The sequence below is a fragment of the Treponema sp. OMZ 799 genome (genome assembly GCF_024181365.1).
In the GTDB taxonomy this organism is placed as follows: Bacteria; Spirochaetota; Spirochaetia; order Treponematales; family Treponemataceae; genus Treponema_B.
Genome location: NZ_CP051301.1, coordinates 1,621,818 through 1,644,945, shown reverse-complemented (window position 1 = coordinate 1,644,945; position 23,128 = coordinate 1,621,818). Strand labels below are relative to the sequence as shown.

21 protein-coding genes are annotated in these 23,128 nt (G+C 30.0%); all 21 read right to left on the bottom strand.

Annotated features, from left to right (window positions below):
- Positions 1 to 12 precede the first annotated feature (12 nt).
- The 21 genes from E4O04_RS07450 to E4O04_RS07350 all read right to left on the bottom strand — a co-directional run bounded on the left by E4O04_RS07450 (position 13) and on the right by E4O04_RS07350 (position 23,105).
- The gene (locus E4O04_RS07450) at positions 13 to 384 is read right to left on the bottom strand and encodes a hypothetical protein (protein WP_253687981.1); all 372 of its coding nucleotides are present in this window, start codon (positions 382 to 384) and stop codon (positions 13 to 15) included.
- A 232-nt stretch (positions 385 to 616) separates the two neighbouring features.
- Positions 617 to 3,301, bottom strand: coding sequence for a membrane protein insertase YidC (gene yidC, locus E4O04_RS07445; protein ID WP_253707134.1), 2,685 nt, complete (start codon positions 3,299 to 3,301; stop codon positions 617 to 619).
- 26 nt (positions 3,302 to 3,327) lie between these two features.
- A complete protein-coding gene (locus E4O04_RS07440; RefSeq protein ID WP_253687983.1) occupies positions 3,328 to 3,972 on the bottom strand; it encodes a glycosyltransferase family 25 protein in 645 nt (214 codons plus the stop codon).
- The gene (locus E4O04_RS07435) at positions 3,953 to 4,969 is read right to left on the bottom strand and encodes a glycosyltransferase family 2 protein (RefSeq protein ID WP_253707132.1); all 1,017 of its coding nucleotides are present in this window, start codon (positions 4,967 to 4,969) and stop codon (positions 3,953 to 3,955) included. The genes E4O04_RS07440 and E4O04_RS07435 overlap by 20 nt, the downstream gene beginning before the upstream one ends.
- On the bottom strand, positions 4,966 to 6,276 hold the full coding sequence (locus E4O04_RS07430) for a sulfotransferase family protein (RefSeq protein ID WP_253707131.1): 1,311 nt from the start codon (positions 6,274 to 6,276) through the stop codon (positions 4,966 to 4,968). Before E4O04_RS07430 ends, E4O04_RS07435 begins: the two co-directional genes overlap by 4 nt.
- A gap of 9 nt (positions 6,277 to 6,285) precedes the next feature.
- Positions 6,286 to 7,035: a glycosyltransferase family 25 protein gene (locus E4O04_RS07425; protein ID WP_253707130.1), complete on the bottom strand. Its 750-nt coding sequence runs from the start codon at positions 7,033 to 7,035 to the stop codon at positions 6,286 to 6,288.
- 14 nt (positions 7,036 to 7,049) lie between these two features.
- Entirely contained in the window at positions 7,050 to 8,051 is a 1,002-nt protein-coding gene (locus tag E4O04_RS07420) for a glycosyltransferase family 2 protein (RefSeq protein ID WP_253707129.1), read from the bottom strand.
- Positions 8,048 to 9,394 carry a hypothetical protein gene (locus tag E4O04_RS07415; RefSeq protein WP_253707128.1) on the bottom strand — a complete coding sequence of 449 codons (1,347 nt, stop codon included), beginning with the start codon at positions 9,392 to 9,394 and terminating at the stop codon, positions 8,048 to 8,050. The genes E4O04_RS07420 and E4O04_RS07415 overlap by 4 nt, the downstream gene beginning before the upstream one ends.
- Position 9,395: 1 nt before the next feature.
- Positions 9,396 to 10,793: a glycosyltransferase gene (locus tag E4O04_RS07410; protein WP_253707127.1), complete on the bottom strand. Its 1,398-nt coding sequence runs from the start codon at positions 10,791 to 10,793 to the stop codon at positions 9,396 to 9,398.
- 3 nt (positions 10,794 to 10,796) lie between these two features.
- Positions 10,797 to 11,903 (bottom strand): DegT/DnrJ/EryC1/StrS family aminotransferase, encoded by a 1,107-nt coding sequence (locus tag E4O04_RS07405; RefSeq protein ID WP_253707126.1) that lies wholly within the window; start codon positions 11,901 to 11,903, stop codon positions 10,797 to 10,799.
- Positions 11,904 to 11,930: 27 nt separating this feature from the next.
- Positions 11,931 to 12,674, bottom strand: coding sequence for a methyltransferase domain-containing protein (locus tag E4O04_RS07400; RefSeq protein WP_253707125.1), 744 nt, complete (start codon positions 12,672 to 12,674; stop codon positions 11,931 to 11,933).
- Positions 12,675 to 13,673 carry a GNAT family N-acetyltransferase gene (locus E4O04_RS07395; RefSeq protein WP_253707124.1) on the bottom strand — a complete coding sequence of 333 codons (999 nt, stop codon included), beginning with the start codon at positions 13,671 to 13,673 and terminating at the stop codon, positions 12,675 to 12,677. It abuts the gene before it with no gap.
- On the bottom strand, positions 13,661 to 14,095 hold the full coding sequence (locus E4O04_RS07390; protein WP_253707123.1) for a sugar 3,4-ketoisomerase: 435 nt from the start codon (positions 14,093 to 14,095) through the stop codon (positions 13,661 to 13,663). The genes E4O04_RS07395 and E4O04_RS07390 overlap by 13 nt, the downstream gene beginning before the upstream one ends.
- A 1-nt stretch (position 14,096) precedes the next feature.
- Positions 14,097 to 14,444: a WxcM-like domain-containing protein gene (locus E4O04_RS07385; protein WP_253707121.1), complete on the bottom strand. Its 348-nt coding sequence runs from the start codon at positions 14,442 to 14,444 to the stop codon at positions 14,097 to 14,099.
- 15 nt (positions 14,445 to 14,459) lie between these two features.
- Positions 14,460 to 15,485: a glycosyltransferase gene (locus E4O04_RS07380; protein ID WP_253707119.1), complete on the bottom strand. Its 1,026-nt coding sequence runs from the start codon at positions 15,483 to 15,485 to the stop codon at positions 14,460 to 14,462.
- 14 nt (positions 15,486 to 15,499) lie between these two features.
- Entirely contained in the window at positions 15,500 to 16,846 is a 1,347-nt protein-coding gene (locus tag E4O04_RS07375; RefSeq protein ID WP_253707117.1) for a sulfotransferase family protein, read from the bottom strand.
- Between the two features lie 74 nt (positions 16,847 to 16,920).
- Positions 16,921 to 17,844 (bottom strand): hypothetical protein, encoded by a 924-nt coding sequence (locus E4O04_RS07370; protein WP_253707115.1) that lies wholly within the window; start codon positions 17,842 to 17,844, stop codon positions 16,921 to 16,923.
- Between the two features lie 32 nt (positions 17,845 to 17,876).
- Positions 17,877 to 19,139, bottom strand: a complete 1,263-nt coding sequence (locus tag E4O04_RS07365; RefSeq protein ID WP_253707113.1) for a CDP-glycerol glycerophosphotransferase family protein — start codon at positions 19,137 to 19,139, stop codon at positions 17,877 to 17,879.
- Positions 19,140 to 19,148: 9 nt separating this feature from the next.
- The gene (locus tag E4O04_RS07360) at positions 19,149 to 20,435 is read right to left on the bottom strand and encodes an ABC transporter ATP-binding protein (RefSeq protein WP_253707111.1); all 1,287 of its coding nucleotides are present in this window, start codon (positions 20,433 to 20,435) and stop codon (positions 19,149 to 19,151) included.
- A gap of 6 nt (positions 20,436 to 20,441) precedes the next feature.
- The gene (locus E4O04_RS07355) at positions 20,442 to 21,293 is read right to left on the bottom strand and encodes an ABC transporter permease (protein WP_253707109.1); all 852 of its coding nucleotides are present in this window, start codon (positions 21,291 to 21,293) and stop codon (positions 20,442 to 20,444) included.
- Positions 21,294 to 21,308: 15 nt separating this feature from the next.
- Positions 21,309 to 23,105 carry a sulfatase-like hydrolase/transferase gene (locus E4O04_RS07350; protein WP_253707107.1) on the bottom strand — a complete coding sequence of 599 codons (1,797 nt, stop codon included), beginning with the start codon at positions 23,103 to 23,105 and terminating at the stop codon, positions 21,309 to 21,311.
- Positions 23,106 to 23,128: the final 23 nt, after the last annotated feature.

Sequence of the window (23,128 nt, the reverse complement as noted above, 5' to 3'; positions counted from 1 at the left end):
AATAAAATTCTCCTATTCCTTATTAAAATTTGTTTTACTCCAATTATTAGGATCGTAGACATTATCTTTAACAAAGGCCCACTTACCCTCAGAGTCTTTAAATTTCGTCATTTCAAGCTGATAATAAGCCTGCCAATCACCGCCTGTCATAATCTTTGCAGGACTTTTACATTGACTATCTTTAAAAGATATTCCTGTAAAAGGATTTTTTTGTAATTTTTCATCTAAACCTTTAACTGTCAAAAAAGGAATATCCGCTAAGGTCATAAAACTATTATTTACTCTAAGTTCTCCTTTCATGTTAAAGTCTTTTATCATTAGTAAAGGGATAAAATATGATATAGATTCAAAATCCGATTTATCAAAATCTTTTAAAAAGTCCATAAATATTGTTTGTATTGAATGTTTCCCATGATCACCAGCAATTATTATACGACTGTTATCATAGCAATCATTTTCTTTTAAAAAACTAAAAAACTTTGCACATTCTTCATGGGCTAAATAATTTGCATAAAAATGTTCAGAAGTATATTCATTACGAACATGTATACAGGATAGATAAAAATTGTATACAAAAAATCCAGCATATTATCCAACCATCACAATTTAATAGAATTTATTTTTTTATCTTCATCCAATTGGACTCAACAAAAATATTTTTTTCTTTAAGATAAATATTTAAAATATCATCTTCTAAGAAATTACCAATCACAATTTCTGTTTTTTCTTTGGTTTCCTTAAATGTCTTTCCTGTAAAAGGATTTTTTGTAAGCAAAGTAATATTCTCAAAACCGCTTGTTGCCATTATCGGAACATCAGCATTGGTCATAAAATCCATATTAAGATTCAGTTCACCGGAAGCATTAAAGTCCTTCATCATTAAAATAGGCATATAATAAGTCTGCTGAAGTGTTTTATCCTTAAAATCAGTATCAAATATAGAATTATTTAAAATTAAATTTCCATATCCATGATCGGCAACAAAAATAATTCTTGTATTATCATATACACCATTTTCTTTTAAGATTTTCATCATATCACCAAGAATCAAAAAAAGATAAGCATCCGATATATAATGATTTAAAGTAACCTCATTTGCGGACCTCTCTTCACATTTTTTTATAAAGTCATCCGAACAAAATAGACGAGCCTGTGAAGCAGATATTGGCGTATGAGAAACATTATTAACAATTAAGTTAAAACAATCCTTATCATATCCCGTACTTATATCACGCTTAATAAATTCAAGAGGGGCAATTTTTGCAACAAAATCAAATAAACCGTATGCAGATGGTTTACTTTGCAAATACCTGCCATTATTATAAAGCCGTTTACGTACAAGATAAGGAGAGGCTTTTAAAAAAGAGAATCTTATTGTGTTCCGCAATGTTTCCGAAAACGGAAGAACTTTATGCTGAATACCGATTTTATGCTTTTGAATCCACTCCCCTACATATTTTCCTTCCATATTCAAAGCTTTAACACCATCATAAGGTTCGAATATGGAATTATCGGGTATCCAACTATGGTTGGCAAGCGAGGCATCGGTAATAACCGTATTCCAACCTGATTCCGAAAAAAGACGGGGCATAACACAAAGAGATTCATTATACATATCACGATTCGAATCCGTATTTTTTCTAAAAGACGCAGGAGTGTATTCATACCCACCGTATAGAGCAGGCGCACCGATATAAGTATGACCGCCAAAAGAAATTGTATTGGGATACAGGGTAAAGCCCGTAAAATTCTCTGAAATTTTAGGAAAGTCATCAAAAATAGACGGAATAAAAATACCGGGCATCCTGTCAAGCATAAAAACTAATACATTTTTACCGGTTTTAGTAAAACCGTAAACTTTTTCGATATGTCCTATAGATTTATTCTTTTTATCTATCTTGATAAGTTTTGTAACATTTTTATAGCCCGAATATATCTTTACTGCATTAATACAAGAGAGGGTCAAAAAAGAAACAAGTAAAATCTTCGACACAAAAATAGATTTTTGAGAAAGTTTATACTTAAGAAGAACTACTATGAGTGCAATGCTCAAAAAAAGAGAAAGTAAGTTAATCACATTCTCCTGTAATGAATGAATCAGAACTTCATCAGTCGCAAAAGAGAGAAAACCTGTAAGCGAGCCGTAATTACCTTGAAATATAAAAACATTAATTACAGAACAAACCAAAAAAATAAAAGCGATAAATGAAAAAAACGGCTTAACCCTCACATTTGCCAAGCGATAAAGTATTGCGGGCCAAATAAAAAGAAAGCCGCAACCTTGCAATAAGGTAATCCAAAGCAAATAAAAAGGATTTTGATACTGAATTGTATAGGAAAATTCTTGAACGGAAGAAGCAACCAAAGAGGAAGGAATTACGGCACCTAAAAGAACAGTTATTGAAACTATAGAAAAATAAAAAAGAGAATTAACGGCTTTTATATCCTTAAAAAATGTTATTGAATTTATAAAGTACTTTAAAAGTTTAATAAAAAACGGAATTAAAATATACATTATCATTATTCCTATAATAAGAATAACAACAATTGGTTTTTGAGCTCGAGTTATAAAAAAAACACCTCCCGTTACAATGAAAATAAGCCCTAACAAGTACCATATTTTTTTATTATACTTAAATTTTGCAAAAATATTTTTTCCTAATGAAAATATGTTATTAAGAGTCCAATAGAAAACCAAACCCGAAGGAGAATCATAAAGCAAAAAAAGAAAAATTAAGGCCATAATATATAGCTGTATTTTTTCTTTTATCGAAAAGTCCTTGGTGTATATCATAACAGATAAAAGATTGACCAAGGTCATTAAAATCGGCAAAAAGTTTATCTTATATGATAAGATATTGAGCAAGGCATCAGGCTTTCCTAAATTACGCAAAAAAAGAAAATCAGATCCTTGCAATAATGCAAGTTCCGATAGAAAATGATATGCTGCAATAAAAAAAGGAATTTGAAACACCAGTCCCAGCATGCCACGCAAAGAATATAGGGGATGATAATTATTTTGGCGATAATACGCAGAAAGAATCATATATCTTTCATCACCCTTAAATACCTCATTTATATCTTTAATTTTATTCTTTAATTTTTTTTGTAATAATCTCTCCTTATTTTGCCATTCTTCTGCAGCAGCATAAATGGGTAAGGTAACAATATTTACAAATAAGCTTACTATAATTATTGCGCCGCCTACATTCTCATTAAAAATTTTAAATGCAACCAAAAAAATCAATTCGATAATCGATTCAAGCGGATATATAAAAAGCGTATATAAAAAAATCATCATTTTACAACTCACATAGTTAATATTTTTTAGGTTGACTTTGAATGACGTAAATCATCACCAATTTCAGAAGTAAAAACTTCGTTAACTCCTACAATTGAGGGAGATATAAGCCATATTTGAGAAAATCTGCGATAATATTTCCAGTTATCGGCTACAGTAAACACTTTTTCATTACTATAGTATATTTTTTTTGCAGCATCTAATCCAATAACATATCCATATGTTCCGCCATAACTGTTTAAGACAAGATACATTGAATAATTATTAAATAATTTTTTTTTCCACAACTTTTTCATAGGTTTTTTAGCTGTAGTTCCCAATAAAACTACTTTATTCCCAACATTAATTTGAGAAATAGCCGTATAAACTTCAAAAAAATTAGGTAAAATGGCAATATCATCTTCCAATATCAATGCTTGACTGATATCCTCATCAATCATTTTTTTATAAATAGCTTTATGACTTAAAGCACAACCTATCTCACCTAAGCTCAACTGTCTTTTAGTTATTTTTTGTGATAATTGCGAATTATAAATTTCATCTATATTTTTTATATTACGACCGTAAACAGCAGGAAAGAATTCATAATCAATTGGTAGATCCTTAAGGAGTTCCTGCATATATTTTTTTCTTTCAATATTATGTTCTAAATTAAGCACAAAAGTTCGCATAAAGATCCTTTATAATTTTTTTTAGTCTGTATGGCATAAGCTGCCTAAGAAATATATTTATTTTATATTTAATAAGTTCAAGATATAAACTTAATTGGGTTTTGTTTATCTTTTTTTCATAATGTAAAAGTGTATCTTCACTAAAACAGCCGGATAATAAATTTAAAGAAACACGCCAATCTTTTTTTTGAGTATTCATTAAAATCTGTATATAAAAAATATACTTTAAATATTGTCTTTCAATATACAAAACCGCATCGGTATTCTCTCCGGCATGAGTATTAAAAAAAAAGCTAAAAGCATCAAGATTAGCTTTTATAGAGTCTAAACTTTTTTTTACTGAAGATAAATCATTTTTTTTATTTGAAATTCCGCTTTCATCGTTGTACAAAACTAAGGGCGCATTTATAAAAGTATAACTTTTTGCATAATAAGCGATTATAACCGATTCATATAGATCTTCGCCCATTACCGAGTAAAAGCTTTGCATTTTTGAAAAAGCTTTTTGCAATAATTCCTTTTTATACACCTTATTCCAAACAGTACCCGCCCTCGGATTTTTAAAATGTACCAAACTATCAAAAAGATTATTTATCGTAATAAAAGGAACAGGCAAAGATACGGTTTTTGCCTTCTTATGCTTATAAGCAAATTCCAAAACATCATAATCCGTTTCTGAGAGTATACTATGCAAGGATGAACAGGCAAAAACTTCAAGAGCATCATCACAGTCCAAAAAAAGAATATAATCGCCCGAAGCATTACTTACACCTGTTTGTCTTGCACAATGAGGCCCAAGATTTTTTGAATGAGAGATTACCTTTATTCTATTGTCTTTTACTGCATATGATTCTATCTTTTGTAAACTTTCATCCGTAGAGCAATCATCAACACAAATTATCTCAATATCAGCATAAGTCTGATTCAAAATACCGGATAATGTTTCATCTATAAAAAGGCTGCGATTATATATCGGAATTATTATACTGAATTTCATTTTTTTAAATTATAATAACTAAAAATCATATATGGAAACTCAATCAAAAAAAAAGGAAAAAACATAAAAGATTTTATAAATCCCTTAAGCTTTGTTTTTAACGTCTTTCTATGATTAAAGCTCTCACAAACACTTCCGAAAGATGTCATACCGAACAAAAGCTTATATACCCTATTTTTATACTCTTCAGACAACTCCTTTCTACCCTGAAGTTCATAAGAATCTTGAATATATTTCTCTACAGGCTTACTTTTATCTATCTTAATTCCCTTATCCAATCCTTCCGGAAAATCATAACAATATTCAGCCAGTTCTTCTTCAATTTTTACAATATCATCTTCCCACTGAGGATAATTTTTAAATTTATATGCATTCTTTACAGATTTTTCAGGGTTAAAATAAAAACCTTTTTTAATGTGTTCTTCATCTTTAAGTTCAAGAAAGGTTTTCAATTTCAATAAAGAATTTTCATAATTAAAAATAAGATCTTCAAAACGGAGCAAAAGAACATCTTTATTTTCAACTTCTATTTTTTGAGAAAAACGTATTCCCTTATACCAGTTTATAAAGGTATTTACATCATCAGTCGGAATATAAGGCTCTCCCCATGAGCTTTTATTTAACACATAAAGATCGCGCGGATCACGGTCAACAATTACAATCTTTGTTTGAGGAGCATACTTCAAATACTCCGATATATTATAGGCAGGAAAAAACTGATCTACCAAAACTCTTTTTGCATCAGTATGAACGGAAACTTCACAAAAAAGATTGTTAATATAACCTTGAGTCTTATCATAAAAAGAATCATCGAAAAAAGCATAGAAGGTCTTATTCCTCATCTGATATGTGGGATGCCACGTATCAGGCTCATATAAAGAATAATTTTTATATGAGTACTCATTAAGGAAAACTTGTTTTGCCAAATTATAATAAAGTAAATCCTCTTTTGAATACTTAACAGTATCAGACCCCCTATGCCAGTTACCCATCCACTGGGCCGTACATATAGAATCAATATAGTCTATAGAATGTTTTTCAAAATTTCCGTTAAAATATTTTTTAAATTCAATTTGTGAGTTAAGTATATTTACAAGCCTCAAAAATCTTTTGACAGCCATGTCAACTTTGAGACGATGCCCCTCTCTAAGGGCTGTTTCCAAGTCTCTAATACCATCGGGCTCATGTAAAAAGGTACACTCAAAACCCGCATCAAGGCTTTTTACATTTTCAAATTCTTCTATAATGTTTGTTGCTGCAGAGCTTCCGGTAAATCCGTAACCTGTACATGTTATTATTTGCTGCATTGTTTATCCCTATGGTATAATACGATATATGGAATCACGTAAAAACCAAAAGATTTTTTTACATAAACTAATTGATTTTCTAAAAAAAATATAAAATATTGAATGATTGGTTTTCTTTAAGTCATAGGTACGTTTAGAATAGGAATCAATTACTGAACAACCGTCTCTTTTATAATCTATCAAATAAGGTTCAAGAACATAAATATCTATAAATTTCCAAAATACATGCCACATATCTGACGCATATTTTACAGGATAGTTAAAATGATAAAGTTTTTCTGCGGCTTTATTGTCTATAATATACCCATAAGCACCATATCCAGAATTAAAGATTTTAAATAATATGTAGCAAGAATCTAATTTTGCCTTATATATCTTCTTTTTTAATTTTTTTGAAGACTGCCCCAAAAGTATAATACTATTTTGCAAATCAATTTTCAATATTTTTTTTATTATCTCATCAATCTCTTTACTAATAATAATATCGTCCTCTAGTATCAAAGCTCTTTCGATATTTTCATCAATCATTTTTTTATAAATTAAAAGATGGCTCATACAACAACCTATCTCACCTAAATTTAAAGGACCGCCGGCCTTTGTCACAGCATATTCCTGATCATAAACCTCTTCTATATTTTTTATATCCTTACCGTTTACTGCATCAAAAAACTCATATTGAAGATTTGTCTTTTTCATCTCTTCAATCATATGTTGACGGCGATCTGTAGATTCTTTTAGATTGACTATAAAAACTTTCATTTAAATTAAATAACTTACCTTCTTTCTGCAATATACTCTCGACATCGTCGTAAAATATTCATCATAGGCCTAATTAATTTTGAAAAAGGTACGAGAGGTCTATATATTCTTTTTATTTCTTTTATTTGCGTATCAAGATTATTTATTTCCTTTAACAATAATAACATAAAGCCGGTTTCACCAAATCGAGTCTTTATTATATTGATAACTTCTTGTGATGTTGTATTTTTTAATGCTGTAGTATATAGGCTATCATTAAAATCTTTAATATAACAAATATAGCCTTTACACTCTTCAGATATAAAAAAATCACAAAGATTTTTATATACATTATTCAAACTCATATCTATAAGTTTAAATTTTTCAGGATTACTAAAATTGACAAAATTTGTTATGCCGGAATCCTGACGGTAATTATATAACGGAGTATGAATTCTTTTTCTTTTTTTTGCGTAGTACTCTATAATAGATATTTGGTAGTAATCTTCACTGGCAATAGAAAAAAAAGACTTTATTTTTTCACAAACAGATTTAAGAAAATAACTATCAAAACACTTATTCCAGATGGTATGGTTCGCATTAGAAAGCAGAATATCAATAATATTCTTATTTTTGTCTTCGCAAGAAAAAATGTTTCTTTTTTTTATATTATTTCTTACTTCATAATAAGGGAATTCAACATAATCCCAAGACTCTTTTTTTAACAAACAAAATAAAGTATCTAAGGCATTTGGTTCCAGCCAATCATCACTATCTAAAAATAATATATAGTCACCTTTAGAGAATGCCACTCCGGTAATCCTAGCTGCTAAAGGGCCGGCATTATAATCATTTTTAATGATAAAAACTTTTTCAATATTGGCAAATTTATTAAGTATTTCTGTTGACCTATCCGTTGAGCCGTCATTAACACAAATCAATTCGTAATCGGAATATGTCTGGTTTAATACCGATAAAATTGCCGTTTCAACATATTTTCCCGTATTATATACGGGCATTATAATCGAAAATTTCATGCATTACTCCTTCGGCAATACATAAAACAAATAGTAAGAAATATCAATTCAAATGGAAATAGCAGTACATATATACAGGCTTTGATTATACCTTTACATTTTAATTTTGCCGTTTTTCGAATTTTAAAACTTTTTATCGTTGCTATAAAATGGGTTGAATTCAGAAGTAACGAGAATGTTTTAGTTTTGTATTCTACAGGTAATTTCCCATTATATTGTACATATTCAGCAGCTTTTTGAATATCCTCAATAAAAATGTGCGTATCAGGGAACTCAGGTATCGATATCTGAGGATAGTTTTCAAACGGAAAACAAAATTCCTTTAATTCATTTTCTATTTTTTTAATATCTTCTTTAAGTGCCGGGTATCTTTTATATACTTGAGTATTTACAATAGATTTTGCAGGATCAAAATACTGTTTTTTTCGTGTATGTTCTTCGGTGCTTAATCCCGTAAATGCTTTTATTTTTTCAAGAGAAGAATCATAATCATATATAAGAGATTCAAACGGAATAAACAATGCTTTATCTTTCCATTCGGTGTTTATTTTGTATCTTTCAAAACGAGTTTCTTTATACCACCTAATAAATATGTCTACATCTCCACTTGGTATAAACTGTTCACCGGTCTCTGTTTTATTGATGGCATAAAGATCACGCGGATCTCTATCAATCACTAATATTTTAATAAAATCAAAATAATGAGCATAATCAGGAATACTGTATGCAGGTATCAGCTGATCAAACAAAATATAATTACTATTAAAAGCAGGTGTAAAACATGAAAAAAGATTTCTGATATACTCTTTTGCTTTTTCATAAAAATCCTGTATATTATTTATATAATAATAAGATGATATTGGATGATAAGAAGGAGTCCATCCATCAGGTTCATAACTTTCAAATATTTTATTTTGATACAAGCTTTTAAAAAACAAATCTGCAAAAAAATACCGCCAATGTTCTTTGGCGGATATTTTTTTTGTTTCAAGAGATCTATGCCACCAACCGTTCCACTTACACTTGATTATTGACTCAACAAAGTCTTCTGCACAAGAATAAAAACGGTCATTAAAATACATTTTATAATAATAATCTTCATTTAATTTTTTTGATAAGGCTAAAAAGCGTTTTACAGCCAAATCACCTTTTAATCTGTGGCCTTCAGTAACAGCTTTTTCTAAATCAAAAAGGCCATCAGTTTCATGCAAAAAAGTACACTCAAATGTACTACCAAAACTCTTTACAGATGAAAATTCCTCCAAAATATTGGTAGCAGCAGAACTGCCTGTGAGACCAAAACCTGTACAAGTTAAAAAAATAAAAGGATCTGTATTAGTCATATTATTTTTGCTCAAATAAAGCCTTTTTTGCGGTAAAAACTCTTAAAGGAGAACAAAGTGTATAGTAAATTAAACTTAATATATGGTATCCAAGTAAAAGAAAATGATAAAAAGTTCCATAATTTTTAAACCTACCAATAGAAAACTTTATTCTTTTCATTATTTCATTCGGGTACCACACATATATGGCTTTTATTTTTTTAAAAGCTTCTTGTTTTGTAAGCAAAATATTTTCTTCAGTCTGCTTTTCAGGTAAAGAGGCAAGCAGCTTTTCAAATTGCAAAACAGTATTTTCAACAGAAAAATCCTTTATTCTTTCCAAGCAGTTTTCCGACATTTGATTATACAGAGCTGTATCGGTTAATAGAATTTTCAATTTATCGGTATAATCATCAACATCCCAATCGGCAACTAAACCGCATCGACCGCCATAAGCCAATTCTTCCGATGCACCCGCTACAGGAGTCGTAACAAAGGGCTTACCTAAAGCCATTGCCTCACACACTACAGTAGGAAATCCCTCCGCAAAAGAAGCTACACACAATATTTTTGATTGTTTTAAATACGGCATAGGATTTTGCTGATAACCTAAAATAAAAATTTTATCGGATAAACCAAATATTTCTATTTCATTTTTTAAGTTTTGGAATTCATCCCCCTCACCTATTATTAAAAGACCGCAATTTAAACTTTCTTTGTTTAATTTTGCAACTGCTTTTATTGCTAAAGAGAAATTCTTATTACGATCTAATCTTCCGACACAAACCAAAAATGGAAAATCATAATTTTTAAAATTAAACCCCGGAATTTCTTTAGAATTTTTCTGTATATCATACAAATCAATAGGATTATAAATTATATTTGCTTTATTAATATACTCAGGAAAAATATTTTCCAAAGACGCAATAGATTTATTTGAAATTGTAATAATTTTATCGGCCGTTTTCCATACATTTCGCTGCAGTGCACGGTAATACTTATCACTTTCCGATGTATGCGTATAATCAAGATCATCAATCGCACCATGGAACCATGCGATCACTTTTTTATCTTTAAATGCAGGTAACATAAAGGAAGGTTTCTGATAATTCCATGATATAACAATATCTGCATCCAATTCTTTTAGAGTTTTTATTATTCCGGGATGCAACTCTAATACATAATCCCAAATCTGTCTAATATATAACGGGGTGTAAATACTATATAGAGAACCTAAAAATTCAACATTAGAATTCAATGGCTCTTTTTTTGCATTATAATTTACAATCTCAAAAATAGAAATGTCGTATTTTTGAGAATCAAGGTTGTTTACTAAGGTTGTTAATACTTTTTCAGCACCGCCGCCATTTGAATGAGTATAAGTAATAAAAAGAAGCTTTTGTTTTTCCTTATTTTGCATAATTTACTCATGCCAATCATTTATTTTTTCAATAACATACTGCACTTGCTCATCTGTCAGCATAGGACTCATAGGAAGGCTAACCACTTCCGCATGTATTTTTTCTGTGATAGGCAGATTAAGATGCGAGTATTCTTTATATGCGATTTGCTTATGAGGAGGGGTAGGATAATGAATGGCTGTTTCAATTCCGTAACCTTTTAAATACTCAATAAAAGGTTTTCTGTTTTGAATTCGAACAGAATAAATGTGCCAGACATGTTCTTCTTTTTTATGAATAAGGGGTAAAATTACTTCTTTATTTTTAATACCGTTATTATACATTTCGGCAATTTGCCTTCTTCCGGAGTTATCTGCATCCAACCTTTTTAGTTTTACTGAAAGCACTGCAGCCTGTATTTCATCAAGGCGGGAATTTTCACCTTTTAACTCATGTACATATTTAATTGAAGAACCATAGTTTGCAAGTTTACGTATAATAACCGCCAATTCATCATCATTTGTAGTTACACAGCCGCCGTCTCCTAAACAACCCAGATTTTTACCCGGATAAAAACTAAAGCCTGCTGCATCACCAAAGCTGCCGCTTCGTTTGCCGTCTGTTTGTGCACCATGAGCTTGAGCTGCATCTTCAATTATTTTAAGATTATGTCTTACAGCAATTTTAGAAATAACTTTCATATTGCACAAGCGGCCGTATAAATGTACAGGCATAATTGCCTTCGTTTTAGAACTTATCTTATCTTCTATTTTTTTTACATCAATTAAATAATCATCGATATTCGGCTCAACAAAGATAGGCGTCAAATTTTCGGCACTCACTGCAAGAATAGTGGCTATAAAAGTGTTTGAAGGGACAATAATTTCATCACCTTCTTCAAAAACACCAAGCAGCTTGTAAGCACGGAGAATCAATTTTAAAGCTTCAAGACCGTTTCCTACACCAATGCAATACTTAACTCCGCAAAATTCCGCAAACTCTTTTTCAAATGCTTTACATTCCTCTCCGTGAATGTACCAGCCGTTTTTTACAACTTTATTTATTTTTTGAGAAAGAACCGGTTCAAAACTTTCAGTTATTTTTTGCAATGATAAAAAAGGGATATGCATATTTATTTTATTATTATATTTCTGTATTTATTTTTTTGCTTCGATAAATATTTCAGAGCCAAGATTCGGCATATATTTTTGCATGGAATAAAGACCGTCAAGGATTTCATTTGTTAAAAAACCGATATCCATAAGATGCTTCATCTGAGAATGAGTAAACGGTTTTATAAAATAGTCACCTGAATTGATAATCTTAAAACCGGCATCTTGTAAGATTGATTTTAACATATTCATATCAAAATTTGTATGCTGCTGTAATAAGATATTATTCTGAGATTTATCATGTTCGTCTTTTATAAGACCGCTTTCTTTTGCAAGTAGGCGATGAAAAGAATTCATATTTGGTACGTTTATATGAACAATTGTTTTATCTTTTATGCAAAGGTTAAAAATATTTTGTAAAAACTGGCGAGGATTTTCAACTTCATGCAATAAACTTGAACAAACGATATAATCGAACTGATAATTCGAAAGCTCTGCTTCAATATTTTCCAAAAAGTTATTATAGCATATTATCGACCCTATATCACTTTGCGTCACCAGCTGTTGTGCATTTTCAAAAAACAAAGAACATGGCTCTGCAATGACATATTTTGTAAAGTTTTTATAGAATAAAAAGAGAGGTTCCAAGCCGCACCCAATTTCTAATATTTGTTTGGGGGTAACATTATTTAAACATTCCAATACCTTCTTTCTGCGGTATGATACCTGCACGGCTTCAAAATCATTTTTTGTTTTATAATCTTTTCCATATTTTTCTATATCTCGCATTTATACCTCCAGTGTTAACATTTTATAAAAAGTTTTATTTATCGAATAAGTACTGCCGTAGGATTCTTTATTTTTTAATAAGCCTTGATTCAAAGTGTGCCCGAAATTCTCGGTTGAAACGCCCCATGATATTTTTTTATAATTTATTTTTTTTGCCTCAACTATCATAGAATAATACATAAAACTCATCGGACTTAATTTTGCAAATTCTTCCTTAGAACATAAATATTGAGTATGTATCGTTTTTGTTTTTGGAAAATAAAAAACTACAGCGCCACCAATTATATCATCATTTAATACACATTTGAAAAAGGAAATATTATCTGTAACACATTTTTCTTTCAATAAAATAAATTCATTAAAAGAATGAACAGGAATAACTCCATATTTCCTTAAATTTGAACTTACAATTTTATGCAACAGTTCTATCTCTGCATTTGAATCTATTTTTTTGCACACTACTCCCAATTTTAAGCAGTTATTTACATGAGTCCTTTTCCCTTGAATAAAATTGGTAAGGATAAAATCATCATAATTTTCCAGATCAATATATGTATTCAGTTCGGAATATTGTTGATATTTTTTATAATACAAAAGATATTCCAAAAGTGCAGGACTTTCAATAGATAAAATATCCGGTGTTATTTTTAAATAGACGGAAGCATATCTATTCTCTATTAAATACTGTTCAAAAACCTCAATTATTTCCAAAAGGCTATTACCGGAATAGTGTTTTTTATCGATAACTATGCCGCCGTAGGTAGAACCTTTGTGAGAAAAAAAACAAGCCGAATCCTTAGGATCCTTGCAAGCAGGAATTACAGCAGCCAAGTTGTCCTTTTGATTAAAAATTAAAAGAGAACAATCTTCAAATCTATCTTCAGGATGATAATTAAAAAAACTTCGGCTTTGTAAAAAAGTTCCGTTAATCGATTTATTTAAAACAAAATCATCCCAAAGCTGTTCGTATTTTTTTTCATACGATTCTATTCTGAACACTTTCGTCGTATCCTTAATTCATTTATTTTTCTGTATTTCAAAAATTCATCATAGTTTCTGATATAATCGGCTTCGGTATAATATTCAGAAGCCAGTACTAATGCTACCGAACCGAAAGAAAAATTCGTAAGGTTCCTCCAAATACCGGGAACTATCAATAATCCCTTTGACGGACTATTTAAAAAGATTTTTTTTTTATTTTTTCCGTCATCAAGTTCAACATTAAAAGATCCTGAAGCGGCAAGAAGAAGTTGAAATAGTTCTTTATGCGCATGCGCTCCCCGTTCCTGGTTCTCGAGGACACCGTAAAGATAATAGATACGCTTTACCTCAAACGGCACAACACTTTTATGATTGAGGTGCGTTATATTATTTTGTGATATCAAATCGATTATTTTAGAATCGACAGTCGAATAAATCATCTTAAAGCTCTAGTCGTACATTAAAATCCGGTTTTGAACATAAAATTAATATAACAGTATTTTCCGTAAAGCCGGAAATTGAAAAATCTTTTTTGCTTACATGCATACCTTTGTCAGCTTCATCAGCAATACATTCGGCTTCAGCATTTTTTTCGGCTAATTTAAATGTTCCACATAATGGAAGCAATAGAAAATCCGCATTATTATTCCGAAAAAGATATTTTTCCGTCTCAATTTTAACAGGTAATAATTTTACAGATGCGATTATAAAAGGAACATGCCGATTACTTTCCAAATAGGAGAGAGAACCTCTTGTATCGGTAATTTTAGGCAGTTTAATAATATTCATATTTTAAATAATAAATTACTTTACTCCAAATGGCATTTTTGCAGTATCTTTCATCATCTTAAATAATTTTTGCTTATGAGTTAATTTAATAATATTTTTTTCGGCATGAGCTTTATATAAATCTATATAATCCTTATATTGAAAATTAAGATCATTATTGCAAAAAAAATCGGGGTGAGTATTAAGATATTCAATTAGTTTTTCGAACGCCCATTCGCTTAAGCGTTTTTGTTCGTTCTTGCATGTTTCAGCAATAAACTTGAATTTTATATCTTTTTCCAAACAGCTTTCCAAATCAGGAAAAGTTTTTATCATATCGGTATATGTTAAATTTAAATAGTTGTCCAATATAATGTTATTTTCAGCAGTGTGACAATAAGCATACCAATTATTATCGCCGCTGAGATTGCAATTATCTGAAAAACGCCGATACAAAACTGTAGGTTCAGGCAAAACTGCAATTTCTCCATACATCATACAACGTATATTCAAATCATAATCATGCATCAGAATAAGGTTCGGATTAAACATTTTGGTTTTATTAAATAAACTTTTTTTAAAAGCTATTCCCGGCGAGGGAATTCTGTTTTCAATATAAAAAAGAGTGTTTAACAATTTGTATTTATCAATATAAGGAGGTTCTTGGATTTTATTTAAATAATTATTGTTTTCGTCTATTACCTGTAACTTTGAAAAAACAGTTTCTATTTTTTTATCTTTTTTAAATTCATTTATTACAAGTTCCAAATGAGCAGGAAGAAGAATATCATCGCTTGCAATAAGCGTAATATATTCAGTACGAGCTTTTTTGATTCCATCATTAAAAGTCTCACCCGGGCCCCAATTTGTTTTATGTTTAAAATATCGTATCTTACCAGATAGATATTTCTGTACAACATGTTCTGTGTTGTCGCTTGAACAATCATCAATTATAACAATTTCAAAATTTTTATACGTTTGCTGCAAAACACTTTCGATTGTTTGAGAAATAAAATCGGCTTTATTATAGGTAGGGATTATTACTGTTATCGTATCATTCATGTTTATAACTTATATTATTTAAATTCCACAACCTTATCTTTGTTTTTGGTTTGATATTCATTAAGAAACTTAAGTTGCTTATAAAAATCCGCAAGATAATAAGGAAAAAACAATATCAGCTTTATTATGCCTTTTATCTTTGAAAATATCGTTTTTCTGTCTTTAAAATTTTGTATTAGTTCTCCTAATTTTGAAAACAAAAAAGCGCCTTGTTTATTTGAAAACGGCAGTTTTCCCGTTTTTTGAAAAATACAAACGGTTTTGCGTATATCTTCCAGTGTTTCTCTATTCTCACCTTTTATTTCCTCAGGAAGAAAATGACGTGTTTGTGTTTCGGAGTAAGGATAACAAAATTCAGGCAATTCCTTCTCTATTTTTTCAATATCTTTTGCATATTTCGGATATTTTCTAAACAACTGCGTATTTGTTTTTGATTTTTCCGGAATAAATATTTGTCCTTTTTTTATATGTTCCGAATCTTTTAAGTCTAAAAATTTTTTAATTTTTGCTAAACTTCCTTCATAATTATAAATTAAATCTTCAAACTTTAGTTGCAGAATTGTATCAAAATGCTCTGCATTTCTTCTATTACAGCTCCTATAGGTTTTAAACCAATCAATATACGTTTCAACTGTCCATGTAGGAAGATATGGTTCTCCTTTATACATTTTATTTATTACATATAAATCTCGTGGATCTCTATCTCCAATTAAACATTTTGCATTTAAAAACCAATTTAATTCATGTATTACGCTTTCTGGACGAAATAGAGCATCTACCAAAATAAAACGTTTATTTTGAGCTATTGGTGTAAAAATTTTTGAAGTATATGCTTGTGTTTTTTTATAAAATTCATTGTCAAATTTTCCATAGTATTGTTCAGTAAGTGTTTGAAAGGATGGCCTCCAATAATATTGCTCATAAAGTTCATATTTATTTTTGTATAAATTATCAAAAAGGAATCTTGCCCTTTTAAAATTCTTAATTTCTTCCTTAGGAATTAAATCAGCGTCTCTTTCTGAATACATTCCTCCAAGCCATGAACCTGTGACAGTCTTTATGTATTCCATTGTGGAATTAAAAAAGAAATCTTTTCCAAAATTCGTTATATAGAATTGATCATTTGATGCAAGTTTTGCTTGATATAACATTTCTTTAACAGCGGCATTTACAAAGAGCTCATTTCTCAAAGCTGTTTCCAATTGAAATAAGTTATTACTGAAAAATTTACATTCAAATGTTGCACCTCCAATAACAGTTGAAACACATTCAAATTCTTCCAGTATATTTGTTAATGCGGAACTGCCAGACTCTCCAAAACCAGTCGTTCCTATTATTGTAAAGTCATTATATTCTGACATTAATTATTTCCCTATAAAATTCTATTTAATAATCGCTATGGAACACTATACATCTTTGATAAACAAACCTATACTCAAATAAAAATTTTCCGAGATGAACTTTCCAGCATTCTATATATCTGATACGCAAAATAAATATCATGCAAAGCAATTCCAATATTATATGAAATAATCCTTTGACAATCATTTTGCCGCCCTTTACTTTCGTTTTTTATAACATTCACAAGTTCGTCATAGTATCTAAAATTATTAAAGTATTCAAATTTTTTCAAATGTTCTGTATCATCTCCAAATATTCTATCAAAAACTTTATCGCAATTCTGAAACCCTCTGGTATGAACAGGCACAAGCAATATTCCTTTAGGAAACAATTGTTCATCTGCAAAATATTTATCCGCAAAAGTAACGCAAGAAATTATAACATCGGAAGACCCAATAAAATTTTTCTTGTCTTCAGCCTGTATAATGTTAAATTTAATTCTTTTGGAATCACTAAATTCATTTGCGAATATTTCCGCTTGATTTTTATATTTAAACAAATTAATTTCTATTTTTTTCTCTTTAATTATAGGCAACAAACTATTCATAACAAACCTTGCAACAGTACCTAAACCTATAAATCCTATAGTTTTAAAATTTTTTTTTGCTAAAAGTTTTACTGCAATAGCAGTTGCTGCTCCTGTTCTAAGATTTGTTATCAGTGAACCATCCATAAAAGCTATAGGCTGACCTGTTTTTAAAGAAAATAAATTTATAGTACTCTGTACTAACGGCTTACGATCTGGATATCTTGAAACAATTTTTACGCCCCCAACTTCTTGATCAGGAATTATACAAGGCATTGTTGTAATAAATGCACCTTTAAACGGAACCTGTACAACTTTCGCAGGTAAATCAGAAGAAGTTTTTAGCAAAAAAGAATTAACAATCCACTCTTCAGTAGTTTCAGGCCAAAGATTTAAATCTTGGATTTCTTTTTGTGTAATAACAGATATCATTCATCATCCTCTAATCTATATTCAAACTATATTTATGATAACAAAATCTCCAATATTTTTTCTGAAGCATTCATGTCAGAAAAATATAAATCATTTAATTGTTTAATTGTTTTTTTCAGCAGATGTTTACCTTCCCTAATAGAATTTAAAGTATCAAAAAGCTCCTCTTTATCCGATACTATATAAAAACCTTTTGAAAGATCTTCGCCAAAGTTATTAAAAATATTTTTTTTATGTGTATAAATAATAGGTTTCCCCATAGGAAAAAATTCATACATTAAAGAAGTAATATCAGCTATCAATATATCTGCTTCATTAAAACTGGATAAATAATTACTTGACATATCTAGTACAAATTTTTCTCCAGAAAATTTATTTTTAATGTTATCAACTTCATTTAATGTCAACTCTCCGGTTGCAATAAAATTTTGAAAAGCCAAAGGGTGTGGACGAAAAATTAATCTAATGTTTTCATTTTGTTCCGTATACTGTATAAGCGAATCGTAATAATCAAAAAATGTACACACCCCTTCTTTTGTATTCCACCGCGGTGTCCACAATATTGTGAAATATTTTCCTCTTTCTGAATGCTGATAGTTTTTATATAATTGTTCAATTTTTGTCGAACCCACTGTAATTACATTTTGATTTGCAATAGCACCGCCTCTATCCTGTAATGAGATAATTAAATTCTGTTTATGCATTTCAGTTTCAACAAAACAAAAAAAAACATTATCAAAAAAATCCATAGGGTGAATAGTTTCTTCTATTTCTCCTTTCGTTATAGACACCCCGTAAGGCAGATAGCATATTTGTGCAAACTGACATACATAATCACTTTTCAAAACATCCGGATACATCCCATTATAAGGGGCTTGATAAAATACATAATCAGGATGCAATTGGAATAAATCAATCCATGTGTTTGTTTTTTCATTATATCCATAGATATATGGAATTCCAAGAGTATCAAGGTATTCCCGCAAACCGTCATCTTTATATGTACCGGTGGGTAGGGTAGAGTGTGCATAAGGGATAACTAAAACCGTTATATTCACTTGATCGGACTTACTAAAAGTGTCATAGATCGATTGAAACATTAACCATGTTGCAGGTTCAAATGCAATTAGAACTATGTTTAATTTTTGGTTAGTCATTTTTTTTAAAAGAATTCTATTTTCGACAAGCATTCTGGATATGTAGTAGTCATTATTTATACTTAATTCATTATTTAATTTATTAACATAATTTATGGAATTATTTAGTTTTTTTAAAAAATTAATTACTTTTCGCATAGTTATTCCTTACTGCATAATACTCCAATTCTTATTTGTAAAAAGAATTGATTTTCTATTTTCATAAAGGGGTGTATATTTTTCATCAGGTAATAATGTAATTACCATTCCTATAGTGTTATAATCTATAATATATTCAACATTTTTTATAGATGATAAAATTTCAATCCTATACTTTCCGGGCATTAATTCTTTCGTAGGTAGTTCAGCAATGACAATATTATCGCCCTCATTTAATGCTTCGCTAACTTCTTTACCACTATCAGAAAAAGCAGATTCCACTACTTTTACTCCAAGTTCAGTATATATGATATAATAAAGAGTTAATAAAGGGTTTTTTTTATCTATAAAAATATTAAATTTTAAAAAATAGCTATTACCCTGTATTAAATACTTTTCTATATTGTTAGAATCAGGTCGTGAAATGATTTTAATATTATTTATCGTAATAAATTCACTTTCTAATTTGTTTACATTTTGCCAAATATATTCTTCTGATACTTTAGTAATATTTAAATCCTGATATTTTCCAATCGCTTCATCAATATTATCACTTGTGAATTTCAACCTACCTTTCTCAAGAATGACACCCTTATTACACAAACTCTTTACCGCTGCCATATTATGGCTAACAAATAATACGGTTCGACCTTGAGAGGTCGAAAGATAGCTCATTTTTCCAATAGCTTTTTTTTGAAACTCTGCATCACCTACAGCCAGCACCTCATCGGCTATCAGTATATCACTATCCAAATGAGCGGCAACAGCAAAGGCAAGGCGGACATACATACCGCTTGAATACCGTTTTACAGGTGTATCTATGTGCTTTTCAATACCTGAAAAATCTATAATTTCATCCAGTTTACGGTCAATCTCCCGTTTTTTCATACCAAGAATCGCACCATTAAGATAAATGTTTTCACGTCCGGTAAGTTCACCATGAAACCCCGTACCCACTTCCAAAAGGCTTGAAACCTTCCCCTTTATCTTTACAGCACCTTCAGTAGGAGTAGTTATACGGGAAAGCACTTTTAAAAGAGTCGATTTACCGGCTCCGTTTTTGCCGATTATACCAACCCTGTCACCCTGCTTAATATCAAAAGTTAAATCTTTTAATGCCCAAAATTCGGTATCAGAGCCTAGATATTTATCTTCACCAATCTGCGAATGAGGATCTTCTTTTCCGCGTTTTAACGCCCACCAGCTTTGAATGTCTCTAAAAAGAGCTCCATTATTGATAACCCCAAGCTTGTACATTTTTGAAAGATGTTCTATTTTTACTACAGTATTTGACATTTTACATTACACCACATCAATAAAGTTACGCTCATTTTGATTAAACATAATAAGCCCTAAAAATAAAAAGAAAAAAGTCAGCAAAATACTCGAAATAATTGCTTGCATTGGAATCCCACCGGCCCCATAAAACAAAACCCTAAAAAGTTCAATAGGAGCATTCATGGGGTTAGCATATAAGACCCAATGGAACCTTTGAGGAATTTGAGATACAGGATAAACTACAGCCGTAGCATACATTGCAAGATTTAAGGCAAAATTTACTAGGATTCTTAAATCTTTATACTTAGTTGTTAAAGCCGAGATAACCATCCCCATGCCTGTTGCAACAGCTGCAATCCAAATCAAAATAAGAGGAAAAAGAAGAGCTAACAAAGAAGGTCTTAAAATATCTGAAGTTACTAAATAATAAACAAAAAAGCCCATTAAACACAAAAATTGCACCAATATTCTTGTTACATTACCGGTAATATTACTTATAGGAACGGTAAGACGAGGAAAATAAACCTTTCCAAATAAAGATGCATTATTTACAAAAATATTTGTCGCATCGGTAAAGCAACCTGCAAAAAAAGACCATAACATAGTTCCGGCATAATAAAATAAAATATGAGGAACACCGTCTGTACTTAACTTTGCCAAATTACCGAATACAAAGGCATACATGACCGTCGAAATAAGCGGATTGATAATAAACCATAAGGGGCCCAAAATAGTCTGCTTATACTGTGTAACAAAATCTCTCTTTATAAAAAGAGCAATCAAGTCCCTATATCTTATTACATCTCGTATAGGTATATCCAAGAGTTTTCGTTTGGGTTCAATAATTAAATCCCACGATTCTTCATATTTTGACATATAATTACACCTTATTTACTCCAATGGGATATCTTTTTTGTTTAATAACTCGTCACGATAAAATCTTGACCTTGAATTGATAAATTCATTTAGCTGTCTTTCGCCATATTGTTCAAGCAAGGTCGGTTCATTTGAAAATAAAGACCGCCCAATTCCCAAACCATTCCCAGCATATTCAATTCCTAAAGCTTCAACTATTGTGGGAAAAAAATCAAAAGTTGCAAAGGCTCTATTTTTACTGTATTTTGTTGTTTTTGCGGAATTTATAAAAACATTATATGCATGTCTTTCATAAATGGTCTTCTTTTTGTTATATAAATCACCGCCCATATAAAGATGGTCTCCCAAAATAACAATAACCGTATCATTGTAAAATTTTTGATTTTTAATCCATTCGACAAAATACCCCACTCGCTTTGATGTACATGAAAATACATTATGAATTTGGTTTTGATAGAGATGATTACAATCCTCATCCATGTAGCCACCCGGAGAATGTGTATCCTCTAAGAATACTGAAAACATAAATGGTTTACCATCATTGCTGAGATTTATCAACTCTTCTTTTGAATATTCAATTATTTTTTTATCTTCTATCCCCCACCATACAAAATAATCTTTTGAAACTTTACCACTTTGTCGATAATAATTTAAATCTTTTATATTAAAATTACCATGTGTTGTCAATAAAGCTCTTAAACCTCCGAATTCTGCATCAGCTCCCATTGTAAAAGATAAATTATATCCATTATCTTTTAATAAATCCCCCAATCCATAAGCACCATTAAAAAAATGCTTTGTGTTTTCATAACTATTTCCTCCTATTGGAAGTGTTAGAGGAAGTCCTAAATGTGTACAACAAAGAGAAGCCATGGACCATCCTGTTCCTGCAAGCTGCAATTGACCGCCTAAATTATCATTATGACTAAAAGAAATATTTTCTTCTGCAAGTTGAGACAGTTCCGGTATTAAATTTACCCCCGGGTTTGCCGTAGTTGAAGCTTCAGCTTCCACTGATTCAAGATAAATAAATATGAGATTTTTCTTTGTTTTAGGAAAATTAAATTTTACAACTCTAGGATCTATATAATTCTGTTCATAAAATAAAGAATTTGGTTTTAAAATCAATTTTACATAATCAATAAGTTCAAGTTTAAAATTTAAAAATAAAACAAAAAACAGCCCCCAAATCAATATAAAGGGCACATTATGTGTAAAATATATAGGAAAAAATGGTGTAGATTTACTTTTTAGTTTAAAAGTGAACCTTATTTTCTTTTTTATGAAAAAATAGTTTATAAAAAAAATAAAAAGTGGTATAATAACTATTATTATTATAAATCCTAAAATAATTAATGAGCTTGTACCAGCTATGGGCATACCCAATGTAAATAATAATTGATCAATATTAAATGATGGAAAAAACAAATCCATATAAACAAAAATCATCAATAATAGCACATATAAAAATACAATAATTGATGAAATAAAAGGTTTATAGTCTTTATTTATAATCTCTTTTCTTACTTTAAAAATACGAATAAAAAATATCAAAAGTGTTTCACATAAAAATGATACAGCATTAAATTTTATGACAAATTTCAATCTTGAAGGATTTAATGTTGCATTTACCTGTAACAAATTATAACCCATAATTATTCTTATTAAAGTAAATGTTATTACTTGGGCGATTATTGTAATCACAAATCCAGATAATAATGCTTTTGTAAATTTTACCTCTTTAAAATTTACAACCTTATACAGAATTACAGAAAAAATAGTTAAACAAATAAAAGAAGCAAAATAGAACATAACACTAATTAAAATAAACATCC

Bases quoted from the DNA above. Each gene is read 5' to 3' on its own strand.
- yidC (WP_253707134.1), bottom strand. From the start codon at position 3,301: ATGATGATTTTTTTATATACGCTTTTTATATATCCGCTTGAATCGATT.
- E4O04_RS07405 (WP_253707126.1), bottom strand. From the start codon at position 11,903: ATGCATATCCCTTTTTTATCATTGCAAAAAATAACTGAAAGTTTTGAA.
- E4O04_RS07375 (WP_253707117.1), bottom strand. From the start codon at position 16,846: ATGTCAGAATATAATGACTTTACAATAATAGGAACGACTGGTTTTGGA.
- E4O04_RS07390 (WP_253707123.1), bottom strand. From the start codon at position 14,095: ATGATTTATTCGACTGTCGATTCTAAAATAATCGATTTGATATCACAA.
- E4O04_RS07435 (WP_253707132.1), bottom strand. From the start codon at position 4,969: ATGAAATTCAGTATAATAATTCCGATATATAATCGCAGCCTTTTTATA.
- E4O04_RS07365 (WP_253707113.1), bottom strand. From the start codon at position 19,139: ATGCGAAAAGTAATTAATTTTTTAAAAAAACTAAATAATTCCATAAAT.
- E4O04_RS07420 (WP_253707129.1), bottom strand. From the start codon at position 8,051: ATGAAATTTTCGATTATAATGCCCGTATATAATACGGGAAAATATGTT.
- E4O04_RS07360 (WP_253707111.1), bottom strand. From the start codon at position 20,435: ATGTCAAATACTGTAGTAAAAATAGAACATCTTTCAAAAATGTACAAG.
- E4O04_RS07440 (WP_253687983.1), bottom strand. From the start codon at position 3,972: ATGCGAACTTTTGTGCTTAATTTAGAACATAATATTGAAAGAAAAAAA.
- E4O04_RS07400 (WP_253707125.1), bottom strand. From the start codon at position 12,674: ATGCGAGATATAGAAAAATATGGAAAAGATTATAAAACAAAAAATGAT.
- E4O04_RS07425 (WP_253707130.1), bottom strand. From the start codon at position 7,035: ATGAAAGTTTTTATAGTCAATCTAAAAGAATCTACAGATCGCCGTCAA.
- E4O04_RS07350 (WP_253707107.1), bottom strand. From the start codon at position 23,105: ATGTTCTATTTTGCTTCTTTTATTTGTTTAACTATTTTTTCTGTAATT.
- E4O04_RS07450 (WP_253687981.1), bottom strand. From the start codon at position 384: ATGGACTTTTTAAAAGATTTTGATAAATCGGATTTTGAATCTATATCA.
- E4O04_RS07385 (WP_253707121.1), bottom strand. From the start codon at position 14,444: ATGAATATTATTAAACTGCCTAAAATTACCGATACAAGAGGTTCTCTC.
- E4O04_RS07415 (WP_253707128.1), bottom strand. From the start codon at position 9,394: ATGACTAATACAGATCCTTTTATTTTTTTAACTTGTACAGGTTTTGGT.
- E4O04_RS07355 (WP_253707109.1), bottom strand. From the start codon at position 21,293: ATGTCAAAATATGAAGAATCGTGGGATTTAATTATTGAACCCAAACGA.
- E4O04_RS07410 (WP_253707127.1), bottom strand. From the start codon at position 10,793: ATGCAAAATAAGGAAAAACAAAAGCTTCTTTTTATTACTTATACTCAT.
- E4O04_RS07380 (WP_253707119.1), bottom strand. From the start codon at position 15,485: ATGAATGATACGATAACAGTAATAATCCCTACCTATAATAAAGCCGAT.
- E4O04_RS07430 (WP_253707131.1), bottom strand. From the start codon at position 6,276: ATGCAGCAAATAATAACATGTACAGGTTACGGATTTACCGGAAGCTCT.
- E4O04_RS07370 (WP_253707115.1), bottom strand. From the start codon at position 17,844: ATGATATCTGTTATTACACAAAAAGAAATCCAAGATTTAAATCTTTGG.